Raw genomic sequence first — 21425 nt, forward strand, 5'->3', positions numbered from 1 at the left:
ATGGTCCAGCGCAGGTTGCCCCGCCCCTCCGAGCTCCGCCCGCTGCTGCGTCCGGCCCCGTTCGTGCGCGACGCGGACGAACGCAGGCTGCGGCGCGCCGCGAGCATCGCCGACCTGCGGACGATCGCACGGCGCCGCACCCCGCGCGCTGTGTTCGACTACACCGACGGGGCCGCCGACGGCGAGCTGTCGCTGAACCGGGCCCGTCGCGCGTTCGCCCGGGTGGAGTTCCAGCCCACCGTGCTGCGCGACGTCTCCGCCACCGACACCAGCCGCGAGATCCTCGGGGAGCGGGCCGCGCTGCCGTTCGCGTTCGCCCCGACCGGGTTCACGCGGATGATGCACCACGAGGGCGAGCGCGCCGTCGCGTCGGTCGCCCAGCAGGTCGGGATCCCGTACACGCTCTCGACGATGGGCACCACCACCATCGAGGACGTCGCCGCGGCCGCGCCGGACGCCCGCAAGTGGTTCCAGCTCTACATCTGGCGCGACCGGGCCCACGCCCGCGACCTGGTCCAGCGGGCGGCCGCGGCCGGGTACGACACGCTGATGCTGACCGTGGACACCCCGGTCGGCGGAGCGCGGCTGCGCGACGTGCGGAACGGCATGTCGATCCCGCCCGCGCTCTCGCTGCGCACGTTCGTCGACGGTGCGCTGCACCCGCACTGGTGGTTCAACATGCTCACCACCGAGCCGCTGAACTTCGCCAGCCTCGGCTCGACCGAGGGCACGGTCGCCGAGCTGATCAACCGGGTGTTCGACCCGGCGCTCACGATGGACGACGTCGAGTGGCTGCGCGGCGCCTGGTCCGGGAAGCTCGTGATCAAAGGCATCCAGAGCGTCGAGGACGCCACCCGGGTCGTCGACGCCGGGGCCGACGCGGTGCTGCTGTCCAACCACGGCGGCCGCCAGCTCGACCGCGCTCCCGTGCCGCTGGAGCTGGTGGAGCCCACCGTGCAGGCGCTCGGCGACCGCGCCGAGGTGTTCGTCGACACCGGCATCGTCCACGGCGCGGACGTGCTCGCCGCCGTGGCGCTGGGCGCCCGCGCGGCCCTCATCGGGCGTGCCTACCTGTACGGGCTCATGGCCGGCGGCCGGGTCGGTGTCGAGAAGGCCGTCTCGATCCTGGCGGGCGAGATCGTGCGCACCCTCCAGCTCATCGGGGTGGCGAGCGTCGACGAGCTCCGCCCGTCGCACGTCCGGCTACGCCCGAACGGGTGACGTCCGACACTGCACCGCCGATGGCGGGGGTCCATGGTGGGCGCATGGGTTTCATGGACAAGGCCAAGGAAATGCTGCACCAGCACGACGACAAGGTCGACCAGGGCCTCGACAAGGCGGGGGAGGCGGCGAAGGGCCGCTTCGCCGGCCACGAGGAACACATCGACCAGGGCGTCGACCGCGTGCAGGGGATGACGGGTGACGGCGACACCACCCAGGCCCCGGCGCCGGGCGAGGCCCCGCCTCCCGGAGAGCCGGGCGAGCAGCCGCCCCCGCCGCCGCAGTGACGCCGTGAACCGCGGCTGACCGGTTCGGGCCCGGCCGGTTCGGGGCACCCCCGTCCCATGCCGAACGACGACACGGGACCCGAGGGACGCACCGACCGGCCCGCCCCCGGCTCCGAGGGCACCACCGAGAGCACCCTGCGCGACGCCACGCTCACCGGCACCGGCGAGGACCCGGAGCCGCCGGCCGAGCCGCAGGGCGCGGCCTTCCCGCGCCACGGGGACGGCTCCGACGACGAGACGCGTTGACCCGGCGGGTCACCGCAGGTCCAACAGGGCCTCCAGCTCCATCACCGTGACGTCCGCGGACCGGTGGTGCACCACGACCGCGCCCGCCGCGCGGGCGCCACGCACGTTGCGGACGTGGTCGTCCACCACCACGCACTCGGCGACACCGACCCCGAGCCGCCCCGCCACGCGCCGGTAGAGCTCCGGATCCGGTTTCCGCACGCCCAGCGCGTCACCCAACGCCAGCAGGTCGAACGCCGCGGCGCACGCGTCGGGGACGACCTGCGCGTCGGACACCAGCGCGGTCGCCACGCCCGCAGCCCTGGCCCGGGCGACCACGTCGAGCAGCTCCGGCGCCTCGGTCAGGACGCCCGCGTAGTCCATCAGCAGCGCGCGCACGGGCATGGCGTCGACGCTATCCACCGGCCGCGGCTCGGGTCGGTCCAGGGCCGCCAGGAGCTCGAGCAGGTGCTCCCGCACCACCGCGACCCGCTCCGGGCCCGGGCGCGGCAGCCCCGCGAGGAGGCGTTCGACGCCCGCGCTCGCCTCGGTGCACAGCTCCCGGCCGCGGGCCGTGACCGAGACCCGCACGACCCGCCGGTCGGCCGCGTCGCGCACCCGCTGGAGCGCGCCCCGCTCCTCCAGCGCGTCGAGCACCGGGGTGAGCGTGGCCGGTGCGAGCCGGAGGTGGCCTGCCAGGTCGCGTTGCGACGGCGCGTCGTGCAGGACGAGCACACCGAGGACCTCGAGGCCTGTCGCCGTCAATCCGAGCGCGGCGGCCGCGCGCCGGGTGCGACGCTGCAGCGCCTGCGCCGTGCGCACGAGGAGCCGTTCCAGCGGCTCCTCCCCTGGTCCGGGATGCACCGGCCGACCGTACGTGCGGAGATGGTTCGCCCACGTACGGTATGGCCCCGAATAGACCCGAACGGCCCTGCCGACGGCGCCGCGAGCCCCACCATCGCGGCATGACGACCACGCTGGGAAGCCCGCCGGTGCCCGCCGCGCCCGCCCCCACCCGCGCCCGCCTGCGCCCGGTCCGCTACGAGCCCGCCACCGGCCGCCCACCGCCCGGTCCGGCACCTGCGCCGTCCGGGCCACCGCGGCCGCCCCCACCGGGCAGCGCCGCGCGCCGACACCCGGGCCGCGAGTTCGTGGACGCGCACCTCGCCGCCACCCGGATCCTGCGGCTCGCCCTCGAGGTGCTCGACGGCAGGCGCCCACCCGCGCAGCTCAGGACGCACTTCGCGGACGCGCCGCTGCGCTACTGGCGCGCCGCCGCCGGCCGGCGCACCGCCCGGGCACCGGCCCGGTGCGGCCGCCTGCGGCTCTGCCTGCCGCGCTCGGGCGTGGCGGAGGTGGCCGTCACCTGCGTCGTGGACGGCCGCCACCGCGCTCTCGCCGCGCGCTTCGAGCGCCACGACGGCAGGTGGTGGTGCACGGCGGTGCGGATGGGCTAGCTCCCCTGCGATCCGCATGACGAACGGCACTCTCGTCGGTACCTAGCCGACGAAAGTGCCGTTCGTCAGGTGGGAGGCCCGGACCGGCGAGTCCGCCTGGCCGGGTCAGGGGCGCGCCGCGGTGGGCGACCCGTGGCACTGCTTGTACTTGCGGCCCGAGCCGCACGGGCACGGGCGGTTGCGCGAGGGCTGGGCGGGGCCTGCGCCCGCCGCCTCGCCGCGCTCGCCACCGTTGCCCGCGGAGCGGGTGCGGGTGGCCGTGCCGTCCTCGGCGGGGCCGCTGTAGCGCAGGTCGGTGGGCCTGCTGCCGCGGAACGCCGCAGGCAGCACGCTCCCGGCGCCGGTCGGATCCCCGGCGGGCGCGGCGTGCCGGCCACCGGCCGCCCGTGCCGGCTCCGCCTGCGGCGCGGTCGGCGCCTGCTGCGCGGGGCGCGCGGCAGGGGCCTGCTGCGCCCCGGCCGCAGCGGGACGGCCCGGGGCGCCGGGCTGCGCCGCCGGGGGCTGCGCCGTCTGAGGCTGGGCCGCCTGGGGCTGGGCCGCCTGGGGCTGCCCGTCGGCGGCCGGAGCGGCCTGCGCGGGTGCGGCGGCCTGGACGGTGGCGTTGAACAGGTAGCCGACCGTCTCCTCCTTGATGCCCTCCGACATGGCGTTGAACATGTCGTAGCCCTCGCGCTGGTACTCGATGAGCGGGTCGCGCTGGGCCATCGCCCGCAGGCCGATGCCGTCCTTGAGGTAGTCCATCTCGTAGAGGTGCTCGCGCCACTTGCGGTCGATCACCGTGAGCAGGACCTGCCGCTCCAGCTCGCGCATGCCGCCGAGCGGCGCGATGAGCGCGTCGACCTCGGCCTCCCGGCGCTCGTAGGCGGCACGGGTGTCGGCCAGGATCGCCTCGGTGAGCGCGTCCTTCGTGAGGTCGCCGACCTCGTCGTCGTCGCCGTCCCCGGCGAGGTCCTGCCAGCGGATGCCGACGGGGTAGATCGTGCGCAGGGCCGTCCAGAGCTTGTCGAGGTCCCAGTCCTCGGCGTAGCCGTCGGCCGTGGCGCCCTCCACGTACGCGCGGACGACGTCCTCGATCATGTTCTCGATCTGCGACTGGATGTTCTCGCCCGCCAGGACGCGGCGGCGCTCCTCGTAGATGACGGTGCGCTGCTTGTTGAGCACCTCGTCGTACTTGAGGACGTTCTTGCGGATCTCGAAGTTCTGCTGCTCGACCTGGGTCTGCGCGCTGCGGATGGCCTTGGTGACCATGCCCGCCTCGATCGGCACGTCGTCGGGCAGGTTGAACCGGTTCATGATCGACTCGACCATCTGGCCGTTGAACCGGCGCATGAGCTCGTCGCCCAGCGAGAGGTAGAACCGCGACTCGCCCTGGTCACCCTGGCGGCCGGACCGACCGCGCAGCTGGTTGTCGATGCGCCGGGACTCGTGGCGCTCGGTGCCCAGGACGTAGAGCCCGCCTGCCTCCTTGACCTCCTCGGCCTCGGCGGCGACCTGGTCCTTCATGGCGGCGAGGACCGCGTCCCACTCCGCCTCGTACTCCTCGCGCCGCTCCACCGGGTCGAGCCCGCGGCGGCGCAGCTCGAGGTCGGCCAGGAACTCGGGGTTGCCGCCGAGCTGGATGTCGGTGCCGCGGCCCGCCATGTTGGTGGCCACCGTGACCGCGCCGGCGTGCCCGGCCTGGGCGATGATCGCCGCCTCCCGCTCGTGGTGCTTGGCGTTCAGCACCTCGTGCGGCACCTGGAGCTGGACCAGCAGCTTCGACAGGTACTCCGACTTCTCCACGCTCGTGGTGCCGACCAGGACGGGCTGGCCGTTGCGGTGCTTCTCGGCGATGTCGGCCGCGACGGCGGCGAACTTCGCCTCCTCCGTCTTGTAGATCAGGTCCGGCTGGTCCTTGCGCACCATCGGCCGGTTGGTGGGGATGGTCACCACGCCCAGCTTGTAGATCTGGTGCAGCTCGGCCGCCTCGGTCTGGGCGGTACCGGTCATGCCCGACAGCTTCGTGTAGAGCCGGAAGTAGTTCTGCAGCGTGATGGTGGCCAGCGTCTGGTTCTCGGCCTGGACCTCCACGCCCTCCTTGGCCTCGATGGCCTGGTGCATGCCCTCGTTGTAGCGGCGACCGGCCAGCACGCGGCCGGTGAACTCGTCGACGATCAGCACGTGGCCGTCGCGGACGATGTAGTCCTTGTCCTTCTTGAACAGCTCCTTGGCCTTCAAGGCGTTGTTCAGGTAGCCGACGAGCGGGGTGTTGGCGGCCTCGTAGAGGTTGTCGATGCCGAGCTGGTCCTCGACCAGCGTGACGCCCTCCTCCGTGACGCCCACCGTGCGCTTGCGCTCGTCGACCTCGTAGTGGCGGTCGCGCTGCAGCATCGGCGCCATCCGCGCGAACTCCTGGTACCAGCGGGCGCTCTGCTCCGCGGGGCCGGAGATGATCAGCGGGGTGCGCGCCTCGTCGATGAGGATGGAGTCGGCCTCGTCGACGATGGCGAAGTTGTGCCCGCGCTGCACCATGTCGGCCTGCTTCCAGGCCATGTTGTCGCGCAGGTAGTCGAACCCGAACTCGTTGTTGGTGCCGTAGGTGATGTCGGCGCCGTACTGGGCGCGGCGCACCGCGGGCGGCATCTCGGAGAGGATCACGCCGACCGTGAGCCCGAGGAACCGGTGGATGCGGCCCATGTTCTCGGAGTCGCGCTTGGCCAGGTAGTCGTTGGTGGTGATGACGTGCACGCCGTCGCCGGAGATGGCGTTGAGGTAGGACGGGAACACCGAGGTGAGCGTCTTGCCCTCACCGGTCTTCATCTCGGCGATGTTGCCCAGGTGCAGCGCGGCGCCACCCATGAGCTGCACGGGGAACGCCCGCTGCCCGAACGTGCGCACCGCGGCCTCGCGGACCACGGCGAACGCCTCGAACATCATGTCGTCGAGCGACTCGCCGTCGGCGTAGCGCGCGCGGAACTCGGCGGTCTTCTCACGCAGCTCGTCGTCGGTGAGGGCCTGCGTCTCCGCCTCGAGCGCGTCGATCTCCTGCGCGTACTTCGCCAGCCTCTTCACCAGCTTGGTCTCGCCGGCGCGGAGCAGACGGTTCAGGAACGACACGGATCGACCTCATTCACCTCGCGGTCAGGGTGCAGCCCGCTGCCGGAGCACGCGCTGCCCGGACCAGGGTAGCGAAGCGACGGACCGCTCCCTGCACAACGCCGGAGGGGCGGCTCGCGTTCCGGTCCCGGAGCGCGAGCCGCCCCTTCGGGCGGAAACAGGGCTACCGCTCGAGGCGGATCATCCCGTAGTCGTACCCCTTGCGCCGGTACACGACGCAGGGCTGGCCGCTGTCGGCGTCGGAGAACAGGTAGAAGTCGTGCCCGACCAGCTCCATCCGCGAGAGCGCGTCGTCGACGCTCATGGGGGACGCCGTGTGCACCTTGCGCCGGACGATCCGGCCCGGCACCTGCTCGTCGGCCGGGAGGCCCTCGTCATGGCCCCGCGGCCCGGGAATGTCGAGATCGGACTGCTCGTCCTGCTCGACCGGTGGCAGCTCGTCGAGCACGGCGGTGGCGGCGCCCGCGGCGCCGCGGCCGGCCGTCACGCGGGTGCGCTTGCCGTTGACCCTGCGCCGGTCGTGCGAACGGCGCAGCCGGGACTCGAGCTTGGCGACCGCGGCGTCCAAGGCCGCGTAGAAGTCCTGGGCACAGGCCTCGGCTCTGGCCGCCGTGCCGCACCCCCTGCCGGTGATCTCGACCCGCTGGCAGTTCTTGAGCTGGCGACGGTTGCGCTCGTGGAAGAGCTCGACCTCCATGCCCACGATCTTGTGGTCGTACCGCTCCAGGCGACCGAGCTTGTCGGACACGTGAACACGGAAGTGTTCGGGAACCTCGACATTGCGGCCGGTGACAACGATCTCCACGCAGACTTCCCTCGCTCTCGTCGGGTGACGTTGCAGGGTGCGCCGGGGGAACCCACCCCCGGCGCTCGATCGGCGATTCCTCCTGATTGGGTGCCTCGGTGGGATGCCGAGCACCGTAACGCGCATCACGGTTGTGCAACAGCCCTGAGGCCCCTCTGGGCCCCGGCAGAGTGGATGCGCTGAACGACATTCCCCGTACGCCGCGGCGACGGTACGATTCCACGTTGCGTTCATGATCGTTCCGTCGACGATCAACGCTCCCGCACGGCGTCGCAGAGCACGACCGCCGCCGCCACCGGCACCCCCGCACCCCCGAGCGCGTCCCGGCACGCCCGCAGCGTGGCGCCGGTGGTGACGACGTCGTCGACGAGCAGCACCCGGTCCCCCGGACCGGCGCCCGGCAGTGCACCGGGGTGCACCAGGACCCGACCCGCGAGGTTGGCGGCGCGCTGCGCCGCGTCGAGCCCCACCGAGTCCCGGGTGCGCCGGGCCAGCCGCAGCGGCCGCGCCACCCGCACGTCGGCCCGGCCCGCCGCGAGCGTGCGGCACAGGCGCGCGACGTGGTCGCCGCCGCGCTCGCGCGCCGCCGCCGGCCGCGACGGCGCGGGCACCAGCCACACCGCGCTCCCCCGCGGCGGCCCGGCGACCTCGTCGAGCACCGGGACGAGCAGCCACGCGAGCGCCCCGGCCAGGTCGCGGCGGCCGCGCTCCTTGTAGCGCAGCAGCGCCGCGCGCAGCGGCCCGGTGTACCGCCCGGCCGCGAGCACCGCGGGCCCGCCGGGCAGCCACGGCCGGGTGGGCGGACCGACCTGGGCGAGGCACGCCGGGCACCACGGCCGCACCGCGACGCCGCACCCCGCGCACTCGCCGGGCAGCACGAGGTCGACCAGCGCCGCACCGAGCGCCCGCGCGTCCACAGGGTCCACGGGGTCCAGCTTCGCGCGCACCACCCCCCGCGACGCCCGCCCGCACCCGGGTTGTCCACAGGCGCGGGCCCGCGCTCAGCCGGGGTAGAGGGGGACCGCGTCGGGGGCACCGCCGAGGACCTGGCGCCACGCGACCTGGTCGCCGCCGCCGAAGCTCCACACCCCCGTCTGGTCGGTGACCCAGAGGGGCCGGTTCGACGCGGCGGCGATCGCGGTGAGCGGCGGGGTGAGGTTGTTGCTGAGCACCGGCTGGACCACCAGGCCGTCGACCGAAACCTGTGCGACCAGCATCTCCCCGGTCCTCGTGATCGCGATGGCGGAGTCGACCGAGCGCCAGTCCGCCGCCACGACCTCGCCGAGGTCGTCCGGCCGCAACCGGCGGATGTTGCGGATCGCGACCTCACCGTCGATGCTGCGCACCACGGCCCCGGTGTGGAGCCCGCCGCCGACGACCGCGAGGACGCGCACGCCGTCGCGGGACAGCCGCAGGTCCGCGATCGGCCCGAGCGCGGCCAGTTCCTCGGCGTTGACCTGCCCGGTGCGCGGCGGCGCCGTGTCACCGACGAGCACCCGCGCGACGACGGCCGAGTCGAGCACGGTCCACACCTCGCCCCCGGTCGGCGTCCACGACGGGCGGGTCATCGTGTCGGCCGTGAGCGACACCGCCGAGACGTCGCCGGAGCCGTCCCCGACGACCAGCGAGCGGCGCCCCCCGGAGCGGGTGACCGCCGCGAGCCGCGTGCCGTCCACCGTCGACGCCGCCGACTCCACGTCGTAGGCGCCGTCACCCACGGCGCCGGGCAGTGGTGCGCTCGGTTCCGGGCCGGACAGCTGGCGCACCCGCCCGCCCGCGACCACGAGCCCGGGCACGTCCGCGGCCGGCTGGACGACCGCGGACAGCGCCGCGACGTCCTCGCGGGTGAGGTCCTGGCGGCCGGGCACCAGCGGCTCGCCGTCGGCCAGCAGCCGGACCCGCCCGACGTTCACCTCGGACAGCGACAGCACCACCTGGGCGGCGAGCAGCATCCGGGACGGCTCGTCGAGGTCACCGAGGCGCGTCAGGTCGACGATCAGGGCCCCGTCGGCGCTGACCGTCACGTTGGCGCGCAGCTGCGCGCCCGGTGGCAGCAACGAGACCACCGCACCCTGCAACGCCGGGGACGGCCCCGCCAGCAGCAGCTCCATCACCCGCGCGGCCTGCGCCCGGGACGGGGTGCTGGGCACGTGGCGCTGGTCGGCGACGACCATCCGGCGGACGGGGTCGACGAACCAGGTGCGCACGGGCTTGTAGTTGTCCCGGAAGACCGTCAGCGGCACGACGACCCCCGGCGGGAGGTTCGAGATCCGCCACTGCCCGTCACGGCGCACCACGGTGACGTCCTGCTGGAAGGTGCGCTGTTCCGGCTCGAAGGACCCGGACGAGGTGAGCCGCCCGATCGCGGTGCCGCGGATGCGAATGGTGGTGACGCCCGTGCTGAGGCTCGCGGCCCCGGGCGCGGGGACCGTGTCGAACTGCCCGTCGAGCACGGTGAGGCCCGCGGCGTCGTCCCAGTGCTCGGCCTCGGGGGCCAGGAAACGGCGGGCCGCACCGTGGCGCTCGGTGCTGCTGCCCGAGGCGAACACGAAGTCGCGCACCAGGTCGAGCGGGTTGCTGCCCTCCACGGGGCCGGGCGGGAGCATCGCGTCCTCACCGCCGCCGACCTGGCGCAGCACCTGGACCGTGGACGTCTCGGGCACGCTCGCGCACCCGGCGGCGGTGCAGAGCGCCAGCAGCAGCGCCACCAGGACGCCCCGGCGACGCGGGTTCACCGGCCCTCCCCCGGCCCGTCCGCGGGCGGGTGCGGGGGCACCGTGACCGGCCACCCGAGCGGCGGAGTCGGCACGGACGCCGCCGTCTCCGCACGGGGCGCGGGCTCGTCGGGCGGCCCGAGCGGCAGCGGGCTCGACTCGACGACGTCGCCGACCGTGCGCGGCAGCGTCAGCCGGAAGACCGCACCCTCGCCGACCTCGCCCCACGCCTGCAGCCAGCCGCCGTGCAACCGCGCGTCCTCGATCGCGATGGCGAGCCCGAGGCCGCTGCCGCCGCTGCGCCGCGCGCGCGACTCCTCCGCGCGCCAGAAACGGTTGAACACCAGGCTCGCCTCTCCGGGGCGCAGGCCGACGCCGTGGTCGCGCACCCGCACGGCGACCGCGCGCTCGTCGCCCGCGAGGGAGATGTGCACCGGCCTGCCCTCGCTGTGGTCGATCGCGTTGGCCACCAGGTTACGCACGATGCGCTCGACCCGGCGCGGGTCGACCTCGGCGTACTCGCCGGCCGGGAGATCCAGCTCGAGCGGGGTGCCGGTCTCGTCGGCGATGCCGCGCACCGCCTCGACCGCCCGCACCACCACGGCGTGCATGTCCACGCGCTCGGCGCCGAGCTCGGCAACGCCCGCGTCGAGCCGGCTGATCTCCAGGAGGTCCGCGAGGAGCGCCTCGAAGCGGTCCAGCTCGGCGACGAGCAGCTCCGAGCTGCGCCGCAGCGCGGGCAACAGCTCCTCGCGGGAGGCGTAGAGCACGTCGGCGGCCATCCGCACGGTGGTGAGCGGGGTGCGCAGCTCGTGGCTCACGTCCGAGGTGAACCGGCGCTGCAGCGCGCCGAACTCCTCGAGCTGCTGGATCTGGACCTGGATGCTCGACGCCATCTCGTTGTAGGACTCCGCGAGCCGGGCCACCTCGTCCTCGCCCTGCACGGGCATCCGCTCGTCGAGGTGGCCGTCGGCGAACCGCTCCGCGATCTCGGCGGCCTGCCGCACCGGGCGCACGACCTGCCGCGTGACGAGCCCGGCGATCCCGGCGAGCAGCAGCAGGAGGATCAACCCACCGACGATCAGCGTGCTCTGGACGGTGCCGAGCGTGCGCTGCTCGGCGGTCAGCGGGAACAGCAGGTAGAACTCCAGGTCACCGACCGCGGTGCGCACCGGTTGCCCGACCACCAGCGTCGGCACCTCGACGCCCTGCTCGCTCAGCGTGGTCGTGTACTGGCTCGAGAGGGTGCCCGCCGCGACGGCCTCGCGCAGCGTCGCGGGGACGTCCTCGACGGGGCCCGCGGAGACCTGGGCCCCGTCGCCGCTGCTCGTGGTGAGCACCGCGCGGAACTCGCCCGCCGTGGCCTGCTGGTCGTCCGCGGCGCTGGCGTTGGTGAGCCGGTCCAACGCGTTGTTGAGCTCGCCCTGCGCGCCCTCGCGCTCCGGATCGACGCCGGCCAGGTCGCGCTCCAGCAGGACCGCGCCCGTCTCGGTGCGGGTACGGGCGTCGTCCTCCTTGTTCTGCAGCAGCCGCTGCGCGATCTGCGTCTGCAGCACCATGCCGAGCACCAGGACGACGGCCGTCGACAGGGCGAGCGTGCTGATCACGACGCGCAGCTGCATCGAGCGCCGCCAGGCCACGCCCCAGGCCTCGATCAGCTCGCTGACCTGCTGGCGCACCGGGGCGAGAGCACGGCCGACGGGCTCGGTCCACCTCCGCCGCCGCGGGGCTCCGGCGGAGCTCATGGACGGCGGCGGCCCATCACGGCGGGCCTGCCTTGTAGCCCACGCCGCGGACCGTCAGCACGACCTCCGGGTGCTCCGGGTCGCGCTCCACCTTCGACCGCAGGCGCTGCACGTGCACGTTCACCAGCCGCGTGTCCGCGGCGTGCCGGTAGCCCCAAACCTGCTCGAGCAGCACCTCCCGGGTGAACACCTGCCGCGGCTTGCGGGCCAGCGCCACAAGGAGGTCGAACTCGAGGGGCGTGAGCGCGATCGGCACCCCGGCCCGGGCGACCTGGTGGGCCGGCACGTCGATGGTGACGTCGCCGATCGCGAGCTGCTCGGCCGGCTCGGCCTCGGTGCGGCGCACCCGGGCGCGGATGCGCGCGACGAGCTCCTTGGGCTTGAACGGCTTGACCACGTAGTCGTCGGCCCCGGACTCGAGACCGAGCACGATGTCCACGGTGTCGCTCTTGGCGGTGAGCATCACGATCGGCACGCCGGACTCGGTCCGGATGGCGCGGCAGACGTCGATCCCGTTCATGCCGGGCAGCATCAGGTCGAGCAGCACGACGTCGGGCCGCAGCTCGCGGACGGCCGGCAGCGCCCGGGTGCCGTCGGCCACCACCGCGGTGTCGAAACCCTCGCCCCGCAGCACGATGGTCAGCATCTCGGCCAACGCCGGGTCGTCATCGACCACCAGAACGCGCGACTTCATGAGCGCAGCATCCCACCCGCCGCGCGCGGCCCGCCTCGGACCCGCGGGTTCGCGGAATCTGCACCAGGAGCGGGGCGCGCGCGGACGAGCGGCGTGAGGCAGGCCACGCGATTCCGGGTGGCGCGCCCGCCGCCGCGCCGGAACGGGATCGAGCCGACCGTCGGTGATCAGCTTCGCCGTCGACGCGTCCGCGATCCTCGAGCGATCACCGCGTACGACGCCGCCTACGTCGCGCTCGCCGAGGCGTTCGACCTCGCCTTCTGACCTGCGACGCCCGCCCGGGCCGGGCCAGCGGGCACCACGCGCGGATCGTCGTCTACCCGAGGAGCTGAGCCGCGAGCGCCGTCGCGTCGATCGATCCGCTGCCGTCCAGCACCGTCCAGGGTGACAGCCACGACGCCGCCGCGAGCTGCGCGTACGCCGCGCCGGTGCGCTCCTGCAGCCCGGCGTCGGACTCGTAGGCGTCCCGCTCCCGGCCGGCCTCGGTGCGCTCGCGGTGGGCGGCCCGCTCGGCGGCGACCGCGCGGGGCACCGAGAGCAGCAGCTGGTGGTCCGGCACCGGCACGCCGAACCGTTCGACCTCGAGCTCGTGCACCCACTCCACGAACCGGCCGTCGACATCCTCCCCGAGCCGCGCCATGTTGTAGGCGGCGTTGGACGCGACGTACCGGTCGACCAGCACCACGTCGCGCTCCTGCTGCGCCGCCCGCAGCTCCGGGGCGGCGGCGCGGCGGTCCAGCGCGAACAGCAACGCCATTCCGTGCACCGAGGCAGCGAGGTCGCCGTGCCGGCCGTAGAGCGCCTCCCGGGCCAGCTCCGCGTGCACGTCCGCGTCGTAGCGGGGGAACGCGTAGCGCGCGACCCGCGCCCCCCGCGCGTCGAGTGCCGCGCACAGGGCATCGGACAGGGTGCGCTTGCCGGCCCCGTCCAGCCCCTCCACGACGATCAAGCGGCCCATGGCCGCATCATCCCCGGTGGGCCGTCCGCGCCCACGGCCGGGCGAGCCCCGCCAGTGCCGCGACCGCCAGGAGCAGCGCACCGAGCACGACCGCGGCCGTCGGGAACGCGGTGGTGACGCCGAGGAGACCGGGCAGCGGCGCGGCTGCGGCACCGAGCACGAACTGCGCGCCGCCGAGGATCCCGGACGTCGCGCCGGGGGCACTGCGGCCCCGTTCCTGCACGGTCGTGACCGCGGCCGGCAGCATCATGCCGAGTCCCGCGGTCGTCCCGAACAGGCAGGCCCAGGTGCCACCCGGGGTGTCCAGGCCGGCGAGCAGGAGCGCGACCAGCACCGTGGCGGATGCCAGCGCCACCGCCGCGCCGGACGCGAGCAGCACCGGGACGGGCCGGCTGCCCGCGAGCCGCCCGAACGCCGCGCCGGCCAGCAGCATGCCAACCGCGTTGCTCGCGAAGACGAGGCCGTAGGCGGTGGGGGACATGCCGTAGACGCCTTGGAAGACGAAGGCCGACCCGGCGATGTAGCCGAAGAGCGCGGCACCGCCGAATGCGAGTGCGAGCAGGTGGCCCACGAGGAGCCGGTCGCGCAGCAGCCCGGCCATCGCCGCCACCGTCTTCCGCAGGCCCCCGCGGCTGCGGTCGGTCGCAGGCAGCGACTCCGGCACCCACGCCCACACCCCCGCCACGAGCAGCGCCCCGAACGCGGCGAGCACGCCGAAGACCGCCCGCCACGACCCGAGCGCCAGCACGAGCGCACCGGCAAGCGGAGCCACCACCGGCGCGACGAAGACGATCACCGAGAGCGTGGAGAACCGGCGGGCGGCCGCCACCCCGGCGAACCGGTCCGTGACGACCGCACGCGCCACCACCAGGCCGGCCGCCCCTGCGATCCCCTGCAGAACGCGCGCCGCGTCCAGCACGACGATGCTCGGAGCGGCCGCGCAGGCGAGGGACAGCAGCGTGAACGCGATCGCGCCACCGAGCAGCACCGGGCGTCGGCCCACCCGGTCGCTCAGCGGGCCGAGCACGATCTGCCCGACGGCCAGGCCGACCAGGAAGCCGGTGAGCGAGAGCTGCACGGCCGCCCCCGAGGTGCCGAGGTCCGACGCGATCCGGGGGAAGCCGGGCACATACATGTCGGTGGCCAGTGGCGCCACCGCCGTGACGGCGGCGAGCACGGGGATCAGCCCGCGCGGCTCGCGGGTGCGGGTGGTGTCGGGGTGTGCGGGTTCCATGCCGGAGCTCCCATCGAGTTCGAGGCGTCGCGTAGGGTCCGGACCGGTCGGCGAGCGATACATTACCAGTTAAGCATCGCCGATAGTCAACCGGTTATGTAACGGAGGGGCGGATGAGCGCGCCGCAGAGCTGGGAACGGGACCATCCCGGCCTGGACACGTCGTCGATGGCCGTCGTCGGCCCGCTCAAGGCCGCTCAGGCGGCCCACGACCTGCTCGTCGAGCCGCTGTTCGCCACGGCGCCGGTCGGCCCGGCGGAGCTCGACGTGCTGCTCAAGCTCCGGCTCGGGCCGCAGCCCACGATCGCCGTCGCGCTGGCGAGGGCGATCGGGCGGTCCGGCGCGGCGATCAGCAAGACCCTCGCCAAGCTCGACCAGCGCGGGTACGTGACCCGCACGCCCAACCCGGCCGACCGCCGGGCCGCCCTCGTCGAGCTCACGGAGGTGGGCGCGCAGGTCGTCGACTCCCTGTTCCCGCGCCAGCTCGCGCTCGAGGCCGCGGCGCTCTCGACGCTCACCGCAGAGCAGCGCGCCGAGATCACGGCCGCACTCACCACGCTGTCCGACGCCCTCCGCGCCGCCGCCGCGAACCCGCCGACCCGACCCGGGCCCTGCGCGGGGCAGCGGTCAGACCGCCGGCACGGCGCCGGCAGCGACGAAGCGGAAGCCGATCGTCGTCAGGACGACCCCTCGTGCTGAGTGCCGCTGCCGGCGGCGTCGTCCTCGACCAGCGGCTCCAGTGCCGTCACAGCCCTCCGGACCTGGCAACATCGCCGCTGCTCCCGGCGAAGGGCACGGGACGTCAGGAGCAAAAGGAAGATCGACGGACACAGCGGCGGCAGCGTAGCGGGCCGCGCGGGTCAGGCGATCGCGCGGACCGTCTCCCACGTCGCCGCGAAGCCCGGGTGCAGCGGGAGCTCACCGAGCTCGTCGGCCTGCACCCAGCGGACCTCCAGCGTCTCGCCGGTCAGGCCGGTCGGCAGCACGGCCGTACGGGCGCGGCCGACGACCGTGGTGTAGGACCAGCCGCCGTGGTCGTCGACGTGCCGGCCGGTCACCTCGTACGCGTCGGCGGCGAGGCCCGCCTCCTCGGAGGCCTCGCGCCGGGCGGCCTGCTCGGCCGACTCCGCACGGTTGCGGGCGCCACCGAGCAGGCCCCAGGTGCCGCCGTGGTGGCTCCAGAGCGCGCGGTGCTGCAGCAGCACCAGGTCGTGGTGCCACAGCAGCAGGCCCGCGGCACCGTAGAGCCCCCAGTGCCGGTGGCCGAGGGCGCACTGGGCCCAGCCGTCGCCGTCGCCCCGGAAATGCACCACCCCGCCACACTATGCGGCGGGGTGGTGAGAGGGCGAGGCGTCAGTAGCGGTAGTGCTCGGGCTTGAACGGGCCCTCGACGTCCACGCCGATGTACTCGGCCTGGTCCTTGGTGAGCTTGGTGAGCTCGCCGCCCAGCGCCTGCACGTGGATCCTGGCGACCTTCTCGTCGAGGATCTTCGGCAGCCGGTAGACGTCCTTGTTGTACTCCTCGTGCTTGGTGAACAGCTCGACCTGGGCGATCACCTGGTTGGCGAAGCTGTTGGACATCACGAAGGACGGGTGCCCGGTGGCGTTGCCCAGGTTCATCAGCCGGCCCTCGGACAGCACGATGATCGAGTGCCCGTCCGGGAAGACCCACTCGTCGACCTGCGGCTTGATGTTCAGCCTGCGGATGCCCGGGTAGCGGCCCAGCCCGGCCATGTCGATCTCGTTGTCGAAGTGGCCGACGTTGGCGATGATCGCCTGGTGCTTGGTGCGCGACATCAGGTCGGCGGACACGATGTCCTTGTTTCCGGTGGCCGTGATGATGATGTCGGCCTGGCCGATCACGTCCTCCAGCCGCGCCACCTGGTGACCCTCCAGCAGCGCCTGCAGCGCGCAGATCGGGTCGGCCTCGGCGACGATGACGCGCGCGCCCTGCCCGGCCAGCGCCTCCACCGAGCCCTTGCCGGTGTCGCCGTAACCGCAGACCACCGCGACCTTGCCGCCGATCAGCACGTCGGTGCCGCGGTTGAGGCCGTCGATCAACGAGTGCCGGATGCCGTACTTGTTGTCGAACTTGCTCTTGGTGACCGAGTCGTTGACGTTGATCGCCGGGAACAGCAGCAGGCCCTGCTCGGCCAGCTGGTAGAGCCGGTGCACACCGGTGGTGGTCTCCTCGGTGACGCCGCGGACGTCCGAGGCCACCGTGGTCCAGCGCTTCGGGTCCTCGGCCAGCGAGCGGCGCAGCGTGTCGAGGACGATCCGGTACTCGTCGGAGACGGTCAGGTCCTCGTCCTCGACGGTGGGCACGACGCCGGTCTTCTCGAACTCGACGCCCTTGTGCACGAGCAGGGTGGCGTCACCGCCGTCGTCGAGGATCATGTTCGGGCCGACGACGTTGCCGGCCTCGTCGGTGAACTTGAACAGCTGCTCGGTGCACCACCAGTACTCCTCCAGCGTCTCGCCCTTCCAGGCGAACACCGGCACGCCCTTCGGCTCCTCGGCGGTGCCGTGCGGGCCGACGACCGTGGCGGCGGCCGCGTGGTCCTGGGTGGAGAAGATGTTGCAGGACACCCAGCGCACGTCGGCGCCGAGCGAGACGAGCGTCTCGATCAGGACGGCGGTCTGCACGGTCATGTGCAGCGAGCCGGCGACGCGGGCCCCGTGCAGCGGGCGGGCCTCGGCGTACTCGCGGCGCAGCTCCATCAGGCCGGGCATCTCGTGCTCGGCGAGCCGGATCTCCTTGCGGCCGAACTCGGCCAGGCCGAGGTCGGCCACGGCGAAGTCGATGCCGCCGCGGGTCTGCAGCCTGCTGCTGATGTCGGCAGTGGCGGTCATGGGGTGGTTACGCCTCCTCGATGGGCTGGTGCGGCGGGCCACGCTACTCGGTGCGCGAGGGCCCGCCGGGGTGGGTGGAGCAGTGAGGACGGCGTGCGGCGGCGCCGCCGGTTGCGGCGGAACGCGGGGTGCACCGGGCTGCCCTCCTCGTGCGAGTGGCAGGCGCCCTTGTTGCGTGCAACGGCCTGGTCATCGAGCGTGGCGGGGCCCGGGTGCGGGCAGCCCGTCGCAGCGCCTCTCGAGACCGACTACGCGATTGCCCCTCCAGCATCGCCATCGGCGGTCGACGCTGTCAACCGCGCGGCGACACGACACACACCGCGCGGCGGCCGTCAGCCCAGCAGGTGGTCGCGCAACAGCGACTCGGCCGCGCTCGTGCGGCCGCGGGCCGCGAGCAGCCCCGCCGGCACCACCGCGAAGTCGGCGTCCACCACGATCGGCACGCCCGCGAGCGCGGGAGCGAGCACCGGGTCGGCGCGCAGGGTGGCCGCCACGGCCGCGAGCCCGCCCGCGCGGTCGCGCTGGCGGAACACCCCGCCCGACAGCACCACGAGGCCCAGGTCGCGCCCGGCGTCGTCGTGCACGCGCAGGTGCCGGCGGACCGCGACCACGGCGGCCACCGCGGCGACGCGGCGGTCCTCCGCGGCGCTGCCGGGATCGCGCGGCACGTAGCCCACCTCGCTCGCCATCCGGGCGACCGTGGGGCCGAGCAGGTCGGCCTCCACGGGGTCGACGATGCCCTCGGCCTGCCCCTCCACCAGCACCCCACCGGCGGCGGCACGGACGCCGAGGTCGCCCTCGACGGTGCGGACGGCGGCCTCGGTCCCCGCCGAGGAGTGGACGTCGGTGGTGGCGCACCCGACGTCGACGACCAGCGCGCGGGCGTCGCAGATGCGCGCGAGCTCCCCGGCCGCGTGCCCCACCGCGTCGGGGGTGACCACGCGGACGAGCTTGCGGAACCGGGGTGCGACCGCGGGGCCGCGGCCGCCGATGGCGTGGCGGCGGTACAGCTCGGCGAGCGCGGCGCGCGCCGGGCCCGGCACCACCTCTCCCCGGCGCGGCAGGACGTTGTCGCAGCTGACCACCCGGCGCCCGGTGGCGCGCAGCAGCGCGAGGGCGTCGTCGTGCGCCGCGGCGTTGCCCGCGAGCACGATCGGGTGCCGGATCCTGGCCCTGGCCAACCGGCCGGCGTTGTGCAGCAGCCCGGCCGGGTCGTCGCCGTCGGACCCGCCCACCAGCAGCACGACGCCGGGGCGGGCGCTGCGCAGCGACCGCACGTCGGCGGGCTCGAGCGGGCCGGCGTGGACGTGCACGACGTGCGCCCCCGCCGTGACGGCCACGCGGTGCCCCGCCTCGGTCGCCGAGAGCCGCTCCGAGCCGACCACGGCGAGCCGCAGGCCACCGCCCGCCGACGAGCAGGCCAGCAGCTCGGGCTCCCCGCCGGAGCCCGCCGCGGACACGGCGCGGACGGCGGCGTCCATGCCCGCGAGCACGTCACCGGTGGTCGTGGGGTGCTCCGCGAAGCCGGCCAGCGCGCCGTCGGGGTGCACGAGCACGGCCTTGGTCCACGTGGAACCCACGTCGAGGCAGACCGATGCGGCCTGGTCGGTGGGCGTCACGACGAACGAGCGTAACCGCTGGTGGCTCCGACGGCTGCGCGTCGCGTCGATGGTCAAGCCACCCGTCCGGAGGTAACTTCCGCATGACGCACGGCACAGTCGCCGACAGGAGGCCCCTGATGCTCGGACTCATGCAGGACCGACCGCTCGCCCTGCCGCACGTCTTCCACCGGGCCGAGCAGTACTTCGGGCACAAGACGATCGTCACCGCGGGCGCAGCGGGCGAGACCCGGACCACCGTGGCCGAGTGGGCGCAGCGGGTGCGGCGGCTCGCCACCGTCCTCGACACGCTCGACGTGAGCGCGGACGGGCGTGTCGGGACCTTCTGCTGGAACACCGGCCGGCACCTCGAGCTGTACCTGGCCGCGCCCTGCACCGGACGCGTGCTGCACACGTTGAACATCCGGCTGTTCCCCGAGCAGCTGGTCTACGTGGCCAACCACGCCGAGGACGAGGTGGTGTTCGTCGACCGGTCGCTGCTGCCGCTGCTCTGGCCGCTGGTGGACAAGCTGGAGACCGTACGGCACGTCATCGTGATCGACGACGGCGCCGACACCGAGGTGCCGGTCGACCCGCGCGTGCACGACTACGAGGAGCTCATCGGCGCAGCCGCCCCGTTCGAGGGCACGTTCGTCATCGAGGACGAGAACACCGCCGCGGCCATGTGCTACACCTCCGGGACCACCGGCAACCCGAAGGGCGTGGTCTACAGCCACCGCTCCGCGGTCCTGCACTCGCTGATCACCCTGATCGTCGACGGGGCGGCGCTGTCCGAGCGCGACGTGGTGCTGCCGGTGGTCCCGATGTTCCACGCCAACGCGTGGGGCCTGCCCTACGGCTGCCTGCTCGCCGGCTCCGACCTGGTGTTCCCCGGTCCGAACATGAACCCGCAGGCGATAGCCGGGCTCCTGGAACGCCACCGCGTCACCGTCACCGGCGGTGTCCCCACCATCTGGATGGGGATGCAGCCACTGCTCGCGCAGCACGACCTGAGTGCGCTGCGGACGATCCTGTGCGGCGGGTCGGCCGTGCCGAAGGCGCTGTCGGAGGCCTACCGGGAGGCGATCGGGGTGCCGATGCTGCACGCGTGGGGCATGACCGAGACCAGCCCGATCGCCACCATGTCCACGCCCCGCACCCAGCACGACCCGCTCACCGAGGCCGAGCGCGCCGACGTCCGCGCGCGCCAGGGCCAGGCCGTGCCGCTGGTCGACCTGCGCCTCGTCGACCCGGGCACGGGCGAGCCGCAGCCGTGGGACGACACGGCCACCGGCGAGATCCAGGCGGCGGGCCCGTGGATCGCCGCCGAGTACTACCGCGGCGAGGGCGGCGGCGCCCAGTTCACCGACGACGGCTGGCTGCGCACCGGCGACGTCGCCGCGGTCGACCGCTACGGCTTCGTCCGGCTCGTCGACCGGACGAAGGACCTCATCAAGTCCGGCGGCGAGTGGATCGGGTCCGTCGAGCTGGAGAACGAGATCATGGCGCACCCGAAGGTCGCCGAGGCCGCCGTCATCGCGATCCCGCACGAGAAGTGGGTCGAGCGCCCGCTCGCGTGCGTGGTCGTCAAACCGGGCGAGACGCTCACCGCGGACGAGGTCATCGCCCACCTGGAGCCGCGCGTCGCGAAGTGGTGGCTCCCCGATGCGGTGGAGTTCATCGACGAGGTGCCCAAGACCAGCGTGGGCAAGTTCTCCAAGAGGACACTTCGTGAGAAGTTCGGTGGCTACCAGGTGACCGGTCCCGGACCGGCGAGCACGACCGACGACGGCAGGACATGACGACCGCACGACTGGTTCAACACCGCACGACGCCCACCCGCCCGAACATCGGCCCGCCGCTCACCGCGGCGCTGCCGAGCCCCGAGCTCGCCGCGCTGCGGATCGCCTACTCCGACATCGCGACGATCGTGGCCTCGATCGAGGAGGAGGACTCCTGGCTACCCACCCGGTGCACCGGGTGGGTGGTGCGCGACCTGCTCGTCCACCTGCTCGGTGACGTCCAGCGCGCGCTGGTCGCCCTGGCCACCCCGGCCGTGGGTCCACCCGACCGCGACGCCGTGACGTGGTGGACGGGGGCCGAGCCGACCGACGACCCGGACTTCCGGGAACTGCGGAGCCTGCGCACGATCGCGAGCGCGTGGAACCTCGAGGACCTGGTCCGCACGTTCGTCGAGACGACGCGCGCGGTCGTCACGCTCGCCGGCCGGACCCCGCCCGAGGCGCTCGTCGCCACGCAGGGGCACGTGCTGCAGGTGGTCGACCTCGTCACGACGCTCGCGGTGAAGGCCGCCGTGCACCACCTCGACCTCGTGGTGGAGCTGCGCCGTCCCGGCCCGCGGCCCGAGCCGCTCGCGCTGGTGCGCTGCACGCTGGACGCGCTGCTGGGCCACCCGGCCCCGCAGGACTGGCCCGACGAGCGCTGGGCCCTGCTCGGCACCGGTCGCGTACCGCCCGGGGGCGGTGAACGCCGAGCCCTGGGCCCGGCGGCCGCGCGCCTCCCGCTACTCGGCTGAGGG

The 21425-nt window shown here is 74.0% G+C and carries 20 protein-coding genes; 8 read left to right on the top strand and 12 right to left on the bottom strand.

The genetic code is table 11. The features are described 5' to 3' along the window. From FB558_RS09430 to FB558_RS09440, 3 genes are read left to right on the top strand one after another with little or no spacing between them, the layout of a single operon-like run. Positions 1-1221: an alpha-hydroxy acid oxidase gene (locus FB558_RS09430; RefSeq protein ID WP_142050466.1), complete on the top strand. Its 1221-nt coding sequence runs from the start codon at positions 1-3 to the stop codon at positions 1219-1221. A 44-nt stretch (positions 1222-1265) separates the two neighbouring features. Next, positions 1266-1508 (top strand): antitoxin, encoded by a 243-nt coding sequence (locus FB558_RS09435; RefSeq protein ID WP_142050469.1) that lies wholly within the window; start codon positions 1266-1268, stop codon positions 1506-1508. A gap of 57 nt (positions 1509-1565) precedes the next feature. After that, positions 1566-1754 (top strand): hypothetical protein, encoded by a 189-nt coding sequence (locus tag FB558_RS09440; RefSeq protein WP_142050472.1) that lies wholly within the window; start codon positions 1566-1568, stop codon positions 1752-1754. 9 nt (positions 1755-1763) lie between these two features. Here the strand turns inward: FB558_RS09440 and FB558_RS09445 are convergent, their stop codons facing one another. Beyond that, complete coding sequence (locus FB558_RS09445; protein ID WP_170231255.1) at positions 1764-2597, bottom strand: HAD-IA family hydrolase; 834 nt, start codon at positions 2595-2597, stop codon at positions 1764-1766. Between the two features lie 101 nt (positions 2598-2698). On the opposite strand from FB558_RS09445, the gene FB558_RS43180 reads away from it, so the two are divergent. Further along, entirely contained in the window at positions 2699-3190 is a 492-nt protein-coding gene (locus FB558_RS43180) for an Rv3235 family protein (protein ID WP_170231256.1), read from the top strand. Positions 3191-3295: 105 nt separating this feature from the next. Here the strand turns inward: FB558_RS43180 and secA are convergent, their stop codons facing one another. The 6 genes from secA to mtrA form a co-directional block, all read right to left on the bottom strand. Further along, positions 3296-6286, bottom strand: coding sequence for a preprotein translocase subunit SecA (secA, locus tag FB558_RS09455; RefSeq protein WP_142050481.1), 2991 nt, complete (start codon positions 6284-6286; stop codon positions 3296-3298). Positions 6287-6449: 163 nt separating this feature from the next. Continuing rightward, the gene (hpf, locus tag FB558_RS09460) at positions 6450-7091 is read right to left on the bottom strand and encodes a ribosome hibernation-promoting factor, HPF/YfiA family (protein ID WP_142050484.1); all 642 of its coding nucleotides are present in this window, start codon (positions 7089-7091) and stop codon (positions 6450-6452) included. A gap of 251 nt (positions 7092-7342) precedes the next feature. Beyond that, positions 7343-8017, bottom strand: coding sequence for a ComF family protein (locus FB558_RS09465; protein WP_246106338.1), 675 nt, complete (start codon positions 8015-8017; stop codon positions 7343-7345). A gap of 75 nt (positions 8018-8092) precedes the next feature. Next, positions 8093-9826, bottom strand: coding sequence for an LpqB family beta-propeller domain-containing protein (locus tag FB558_RS09470; protein WP_142050487.1), 1734 nt, complete (start codon positions 9824-9826; stop codon positions 8093-8095). Continuing rightward, a complete protein-coding gene (gene mtrB, locus FB558_RS09475) occupies positions 9823-11550 on the bottom strand; it encodes an MtrAB system histidine kinase MtrB (protein ID WP_142050490.1) in 1728 nt (575 codons plus the stop codon). The genes FB558_RS09470 and mtrB overlap by 4 nt, the downstream gene beginning before the upstream one ends. Positions 11551-11566: 16 nt before the next feature. Continuing rightward, positions 11567-12244 (bottom strand): MtrAB system response regulator MtrA, encoded by a 678-nt coding sequence (mtrA, locus tag FB558_RS09480; RefSeq protein ID WP_142050493.1) that lies wholly within the window; start codon positions 12242-12244, stop codon positions 11567-11569. Between the two features lie 93 nt (positions 12245-12337). On the opposite strand from mtrA, the gene FB558_RS09485 reads away from it, so the two are divergent. Beyond that, a complete protein-coding gene (locus FB558_RS09485; RefSeq protein ID WP_142050496.1) occupies positions 12338-12508 on the top strand; it encodes a type II toxin-antitoxin system VapC family toxin in 171 nt (56 codons plus the stop codon). A gap of 52 nt (positions 12509-12560) precedes the next feature. On the opposite strand, the gene FB558_RS09490 is transcribed toward FB558_RS09485, so the two are convergent. Both FB558_RS09490 and FB558_RS09495 read right to left on the bottom strand, forming a co-directional pair. Next, positions 12561-13202 (bottom strand): dTMP kinase, encoded by a 642-nt coding sequence (locus FB558_RS09490; RefSeq protein WP_142050499.1) that lies wholly within the window; start codon positions 13200-13202, stop codon positions 12561-12563. A 7-nt stretch (positions 13203-13209) separates the two neighbouring features. Further along, entirely contained in the window at positions 13210-14436 is a 1227-nt protein-coding gene (locus FB558_RS09495; RefSeq protein ID WP_142050502.1) for a multidrug effflux MFS transporter, read from the bottom strand. Between the two features lie 113 nt (positions 14437-14549). Between FB558_RS09495 and FB558_RS09500 the strand changes: the two genes are divergently transcribed. Then, positions 14550-15134 carry a MarR family winged helix-turn-helix transcriptional regulator gene (locus FB558_RS09500; protein ID WP_142050505.1) on the top strand — a complete coding sequence of 195 codons (585 nt, stop codon included), beginning with the start codon at positions 14550-14552 and terminating at the stop codon, positions 15132-15134. Positions 15135-15295: 161 nt separating this feature from the next. On the opposite strand, the gene FB558_RS09505 is transcribed toward FB558_RS09500, so the two are convergent. From FB558_RS09505 to FB558_RS09515, 3 genes are all read right to left on the bottom strand, one after another. Next, positions 15296-15748 carry an NUDIX hydrolase gene (locus tag FB558_RS09505; protein WP_246106339.1) on the bottom strand — a complete coding sequence of 151 codons (453 nt, stop codon included), beginning with the start codon at positions 15746-15748 and terminating at the stop codon, positions 15296-15298. A gap of 40 nt (positions 15749-15788) precedes the next feature. Then, positions 15789-17288: an adenosylhomocysteinase gene (gene ahcY / locus FB558_RS09510; protein WP_142050508.1), complete on the bottom strand. Its 1500-nt coding sequence runs from the start codon at positions 17286-17288 to the stop codon at positions 15789-15791. Positions 17289-17620: 332 nt separating this feature from the next. Beyond that, positions 17621-18907 carry a glutamate mutase L gene (locus FB558_RS09515; RefSeq protein WP_142050511.1) on the bottom strand — a complete coding sequence of 429 codons (1287 nt, stop codon included), beginning with the start codon at positions 18905-18907 and terminating at the stop codon, positions 17621-17623. A 119-nt stretch (positions 18908-19026) separates the two neighbouring features. On the opposite strand from FB558_RS09515, the gene FB558_RS09520 reads away from it, so the two are divergent. Both FB558_RS09520 and FB558_RS09525 read left to right on the top strand, forming a co-directional pair. Continuing rightward, the gene (locus FB558_RS09520) at positions 19027-20688 is read left to right on the top strand and encodes a long-chain fatty acid--CoA ligase (protein ID WP_142050514.1); all 1662 of its coding nucleotides are present in this window, start codon (positions 19027-19029) and stop codon (positions 20686-20688) included. Further along, positions 20685-21422, top strand: coding sequence for a maleylpyruvate isomerase N-terminal domain-containing protein (locus tag FB558_RS09525; protein WP_142050517.1), 738 nt, complete (start codon positions 20685-20687; stop codon positions 21420-21422). The genes FB558_RS09520 and FB558_RS09525 overlap by 4 nt, the downstream gene beginning before the upstream one ends. The last annotated feature ends 3 nt before the right edge of the window (positions 21423-21425 follow it).

The organism is Pseudonocardia kunmingensis (assembly GCF_006716445.1).
Lineage (GTDB): Bacteria > Actinomycetota > Actinomycetes > Mycobacteriales > Pseudonocardiaceae > Pseudonocardia > Pseudonocardia kunmingensis.

Coding starts and splice junctions, on each gene's coding strand:
- FB558_RS43180 (WP_170231256.1), top strand. CDS start 2,699: ATGACGACCACGCTGGGAAGCCCGCCGGTGCCCGCCGCGCCCGCCCCC.
- FB558_RS09430 (WP_142050466.1), top strand. CDS start 1: ATGGTCCAGCGCAGGTTGCCCCGCCCCTCCGAGCTCCGCCCGCTGCTG.
- ahcY (WP_142050508.1), bottom strand. CDS start 17,288: ATGACCGCCACTGCCGACATCAGCAGCAGGCTGCAGACCCGCGGCGGC.
- FB558_RS09490 (WP_142050499.1), bottom strand. CDS start 13,202: ATGGGCCGCTTGATCGTCGTGGAGGGGCTGGACGGGGCCGGCAAGCGC.
- FB558_RS09495 (WP_142050502.1), bottom strand. CDS start 14,436: ATGGAACCCGCACACCCCGACACCACCCGCACCCGCGAGCCGCGCGGG.
- FB558_RS09520 (WP_142050514.1), top strand. CDS start 19,027: ATGCTCGGACTCATGCAGGACCGACCGCTCGCCCTGCCGCACGTCTTC.
- FB558_RS09440 (WP_142050472.1), top strand. CDS start 1,566: ATGCCGAACGACGACACGGGACCCGAGGGACGCACCGACCGGCCCGCC.
- FB558_RS09500 (WP_142050505.1), top strand. CDS start 14,550: ATGAGCGCGCCGCAGAGCTGGGAACGGGACCATCCCGGCCTGGACACG.
- FB558_RS09525 (WP_142050517.1), top strand. CDS start 20,685: ATGACGACCGCACGACTGGTTCAACACCGCACGACGCCCACCCGCCCG.
- mtrA (WP_142050493.1), bottom strand. CDS start 12,244: ATGAAGTCGCGCGTTCTGGTGGTCGATGACGACCCGGCGTTGGCCGAG.
- FB558_RS09435 (WP_142050469.1), top strand. CDS start 1,266: ATGGGTTTCATGGACAAGGCCAAGGAAATGCTGCACCAGCACGACGAC.
- mtrB (WP_142050490.1), bottom strand. CDS start 11,550: ATGAGCTCCGCCGGAGCCCCGCGGCGGCGGAGGTGGACCGAGCCCGTC.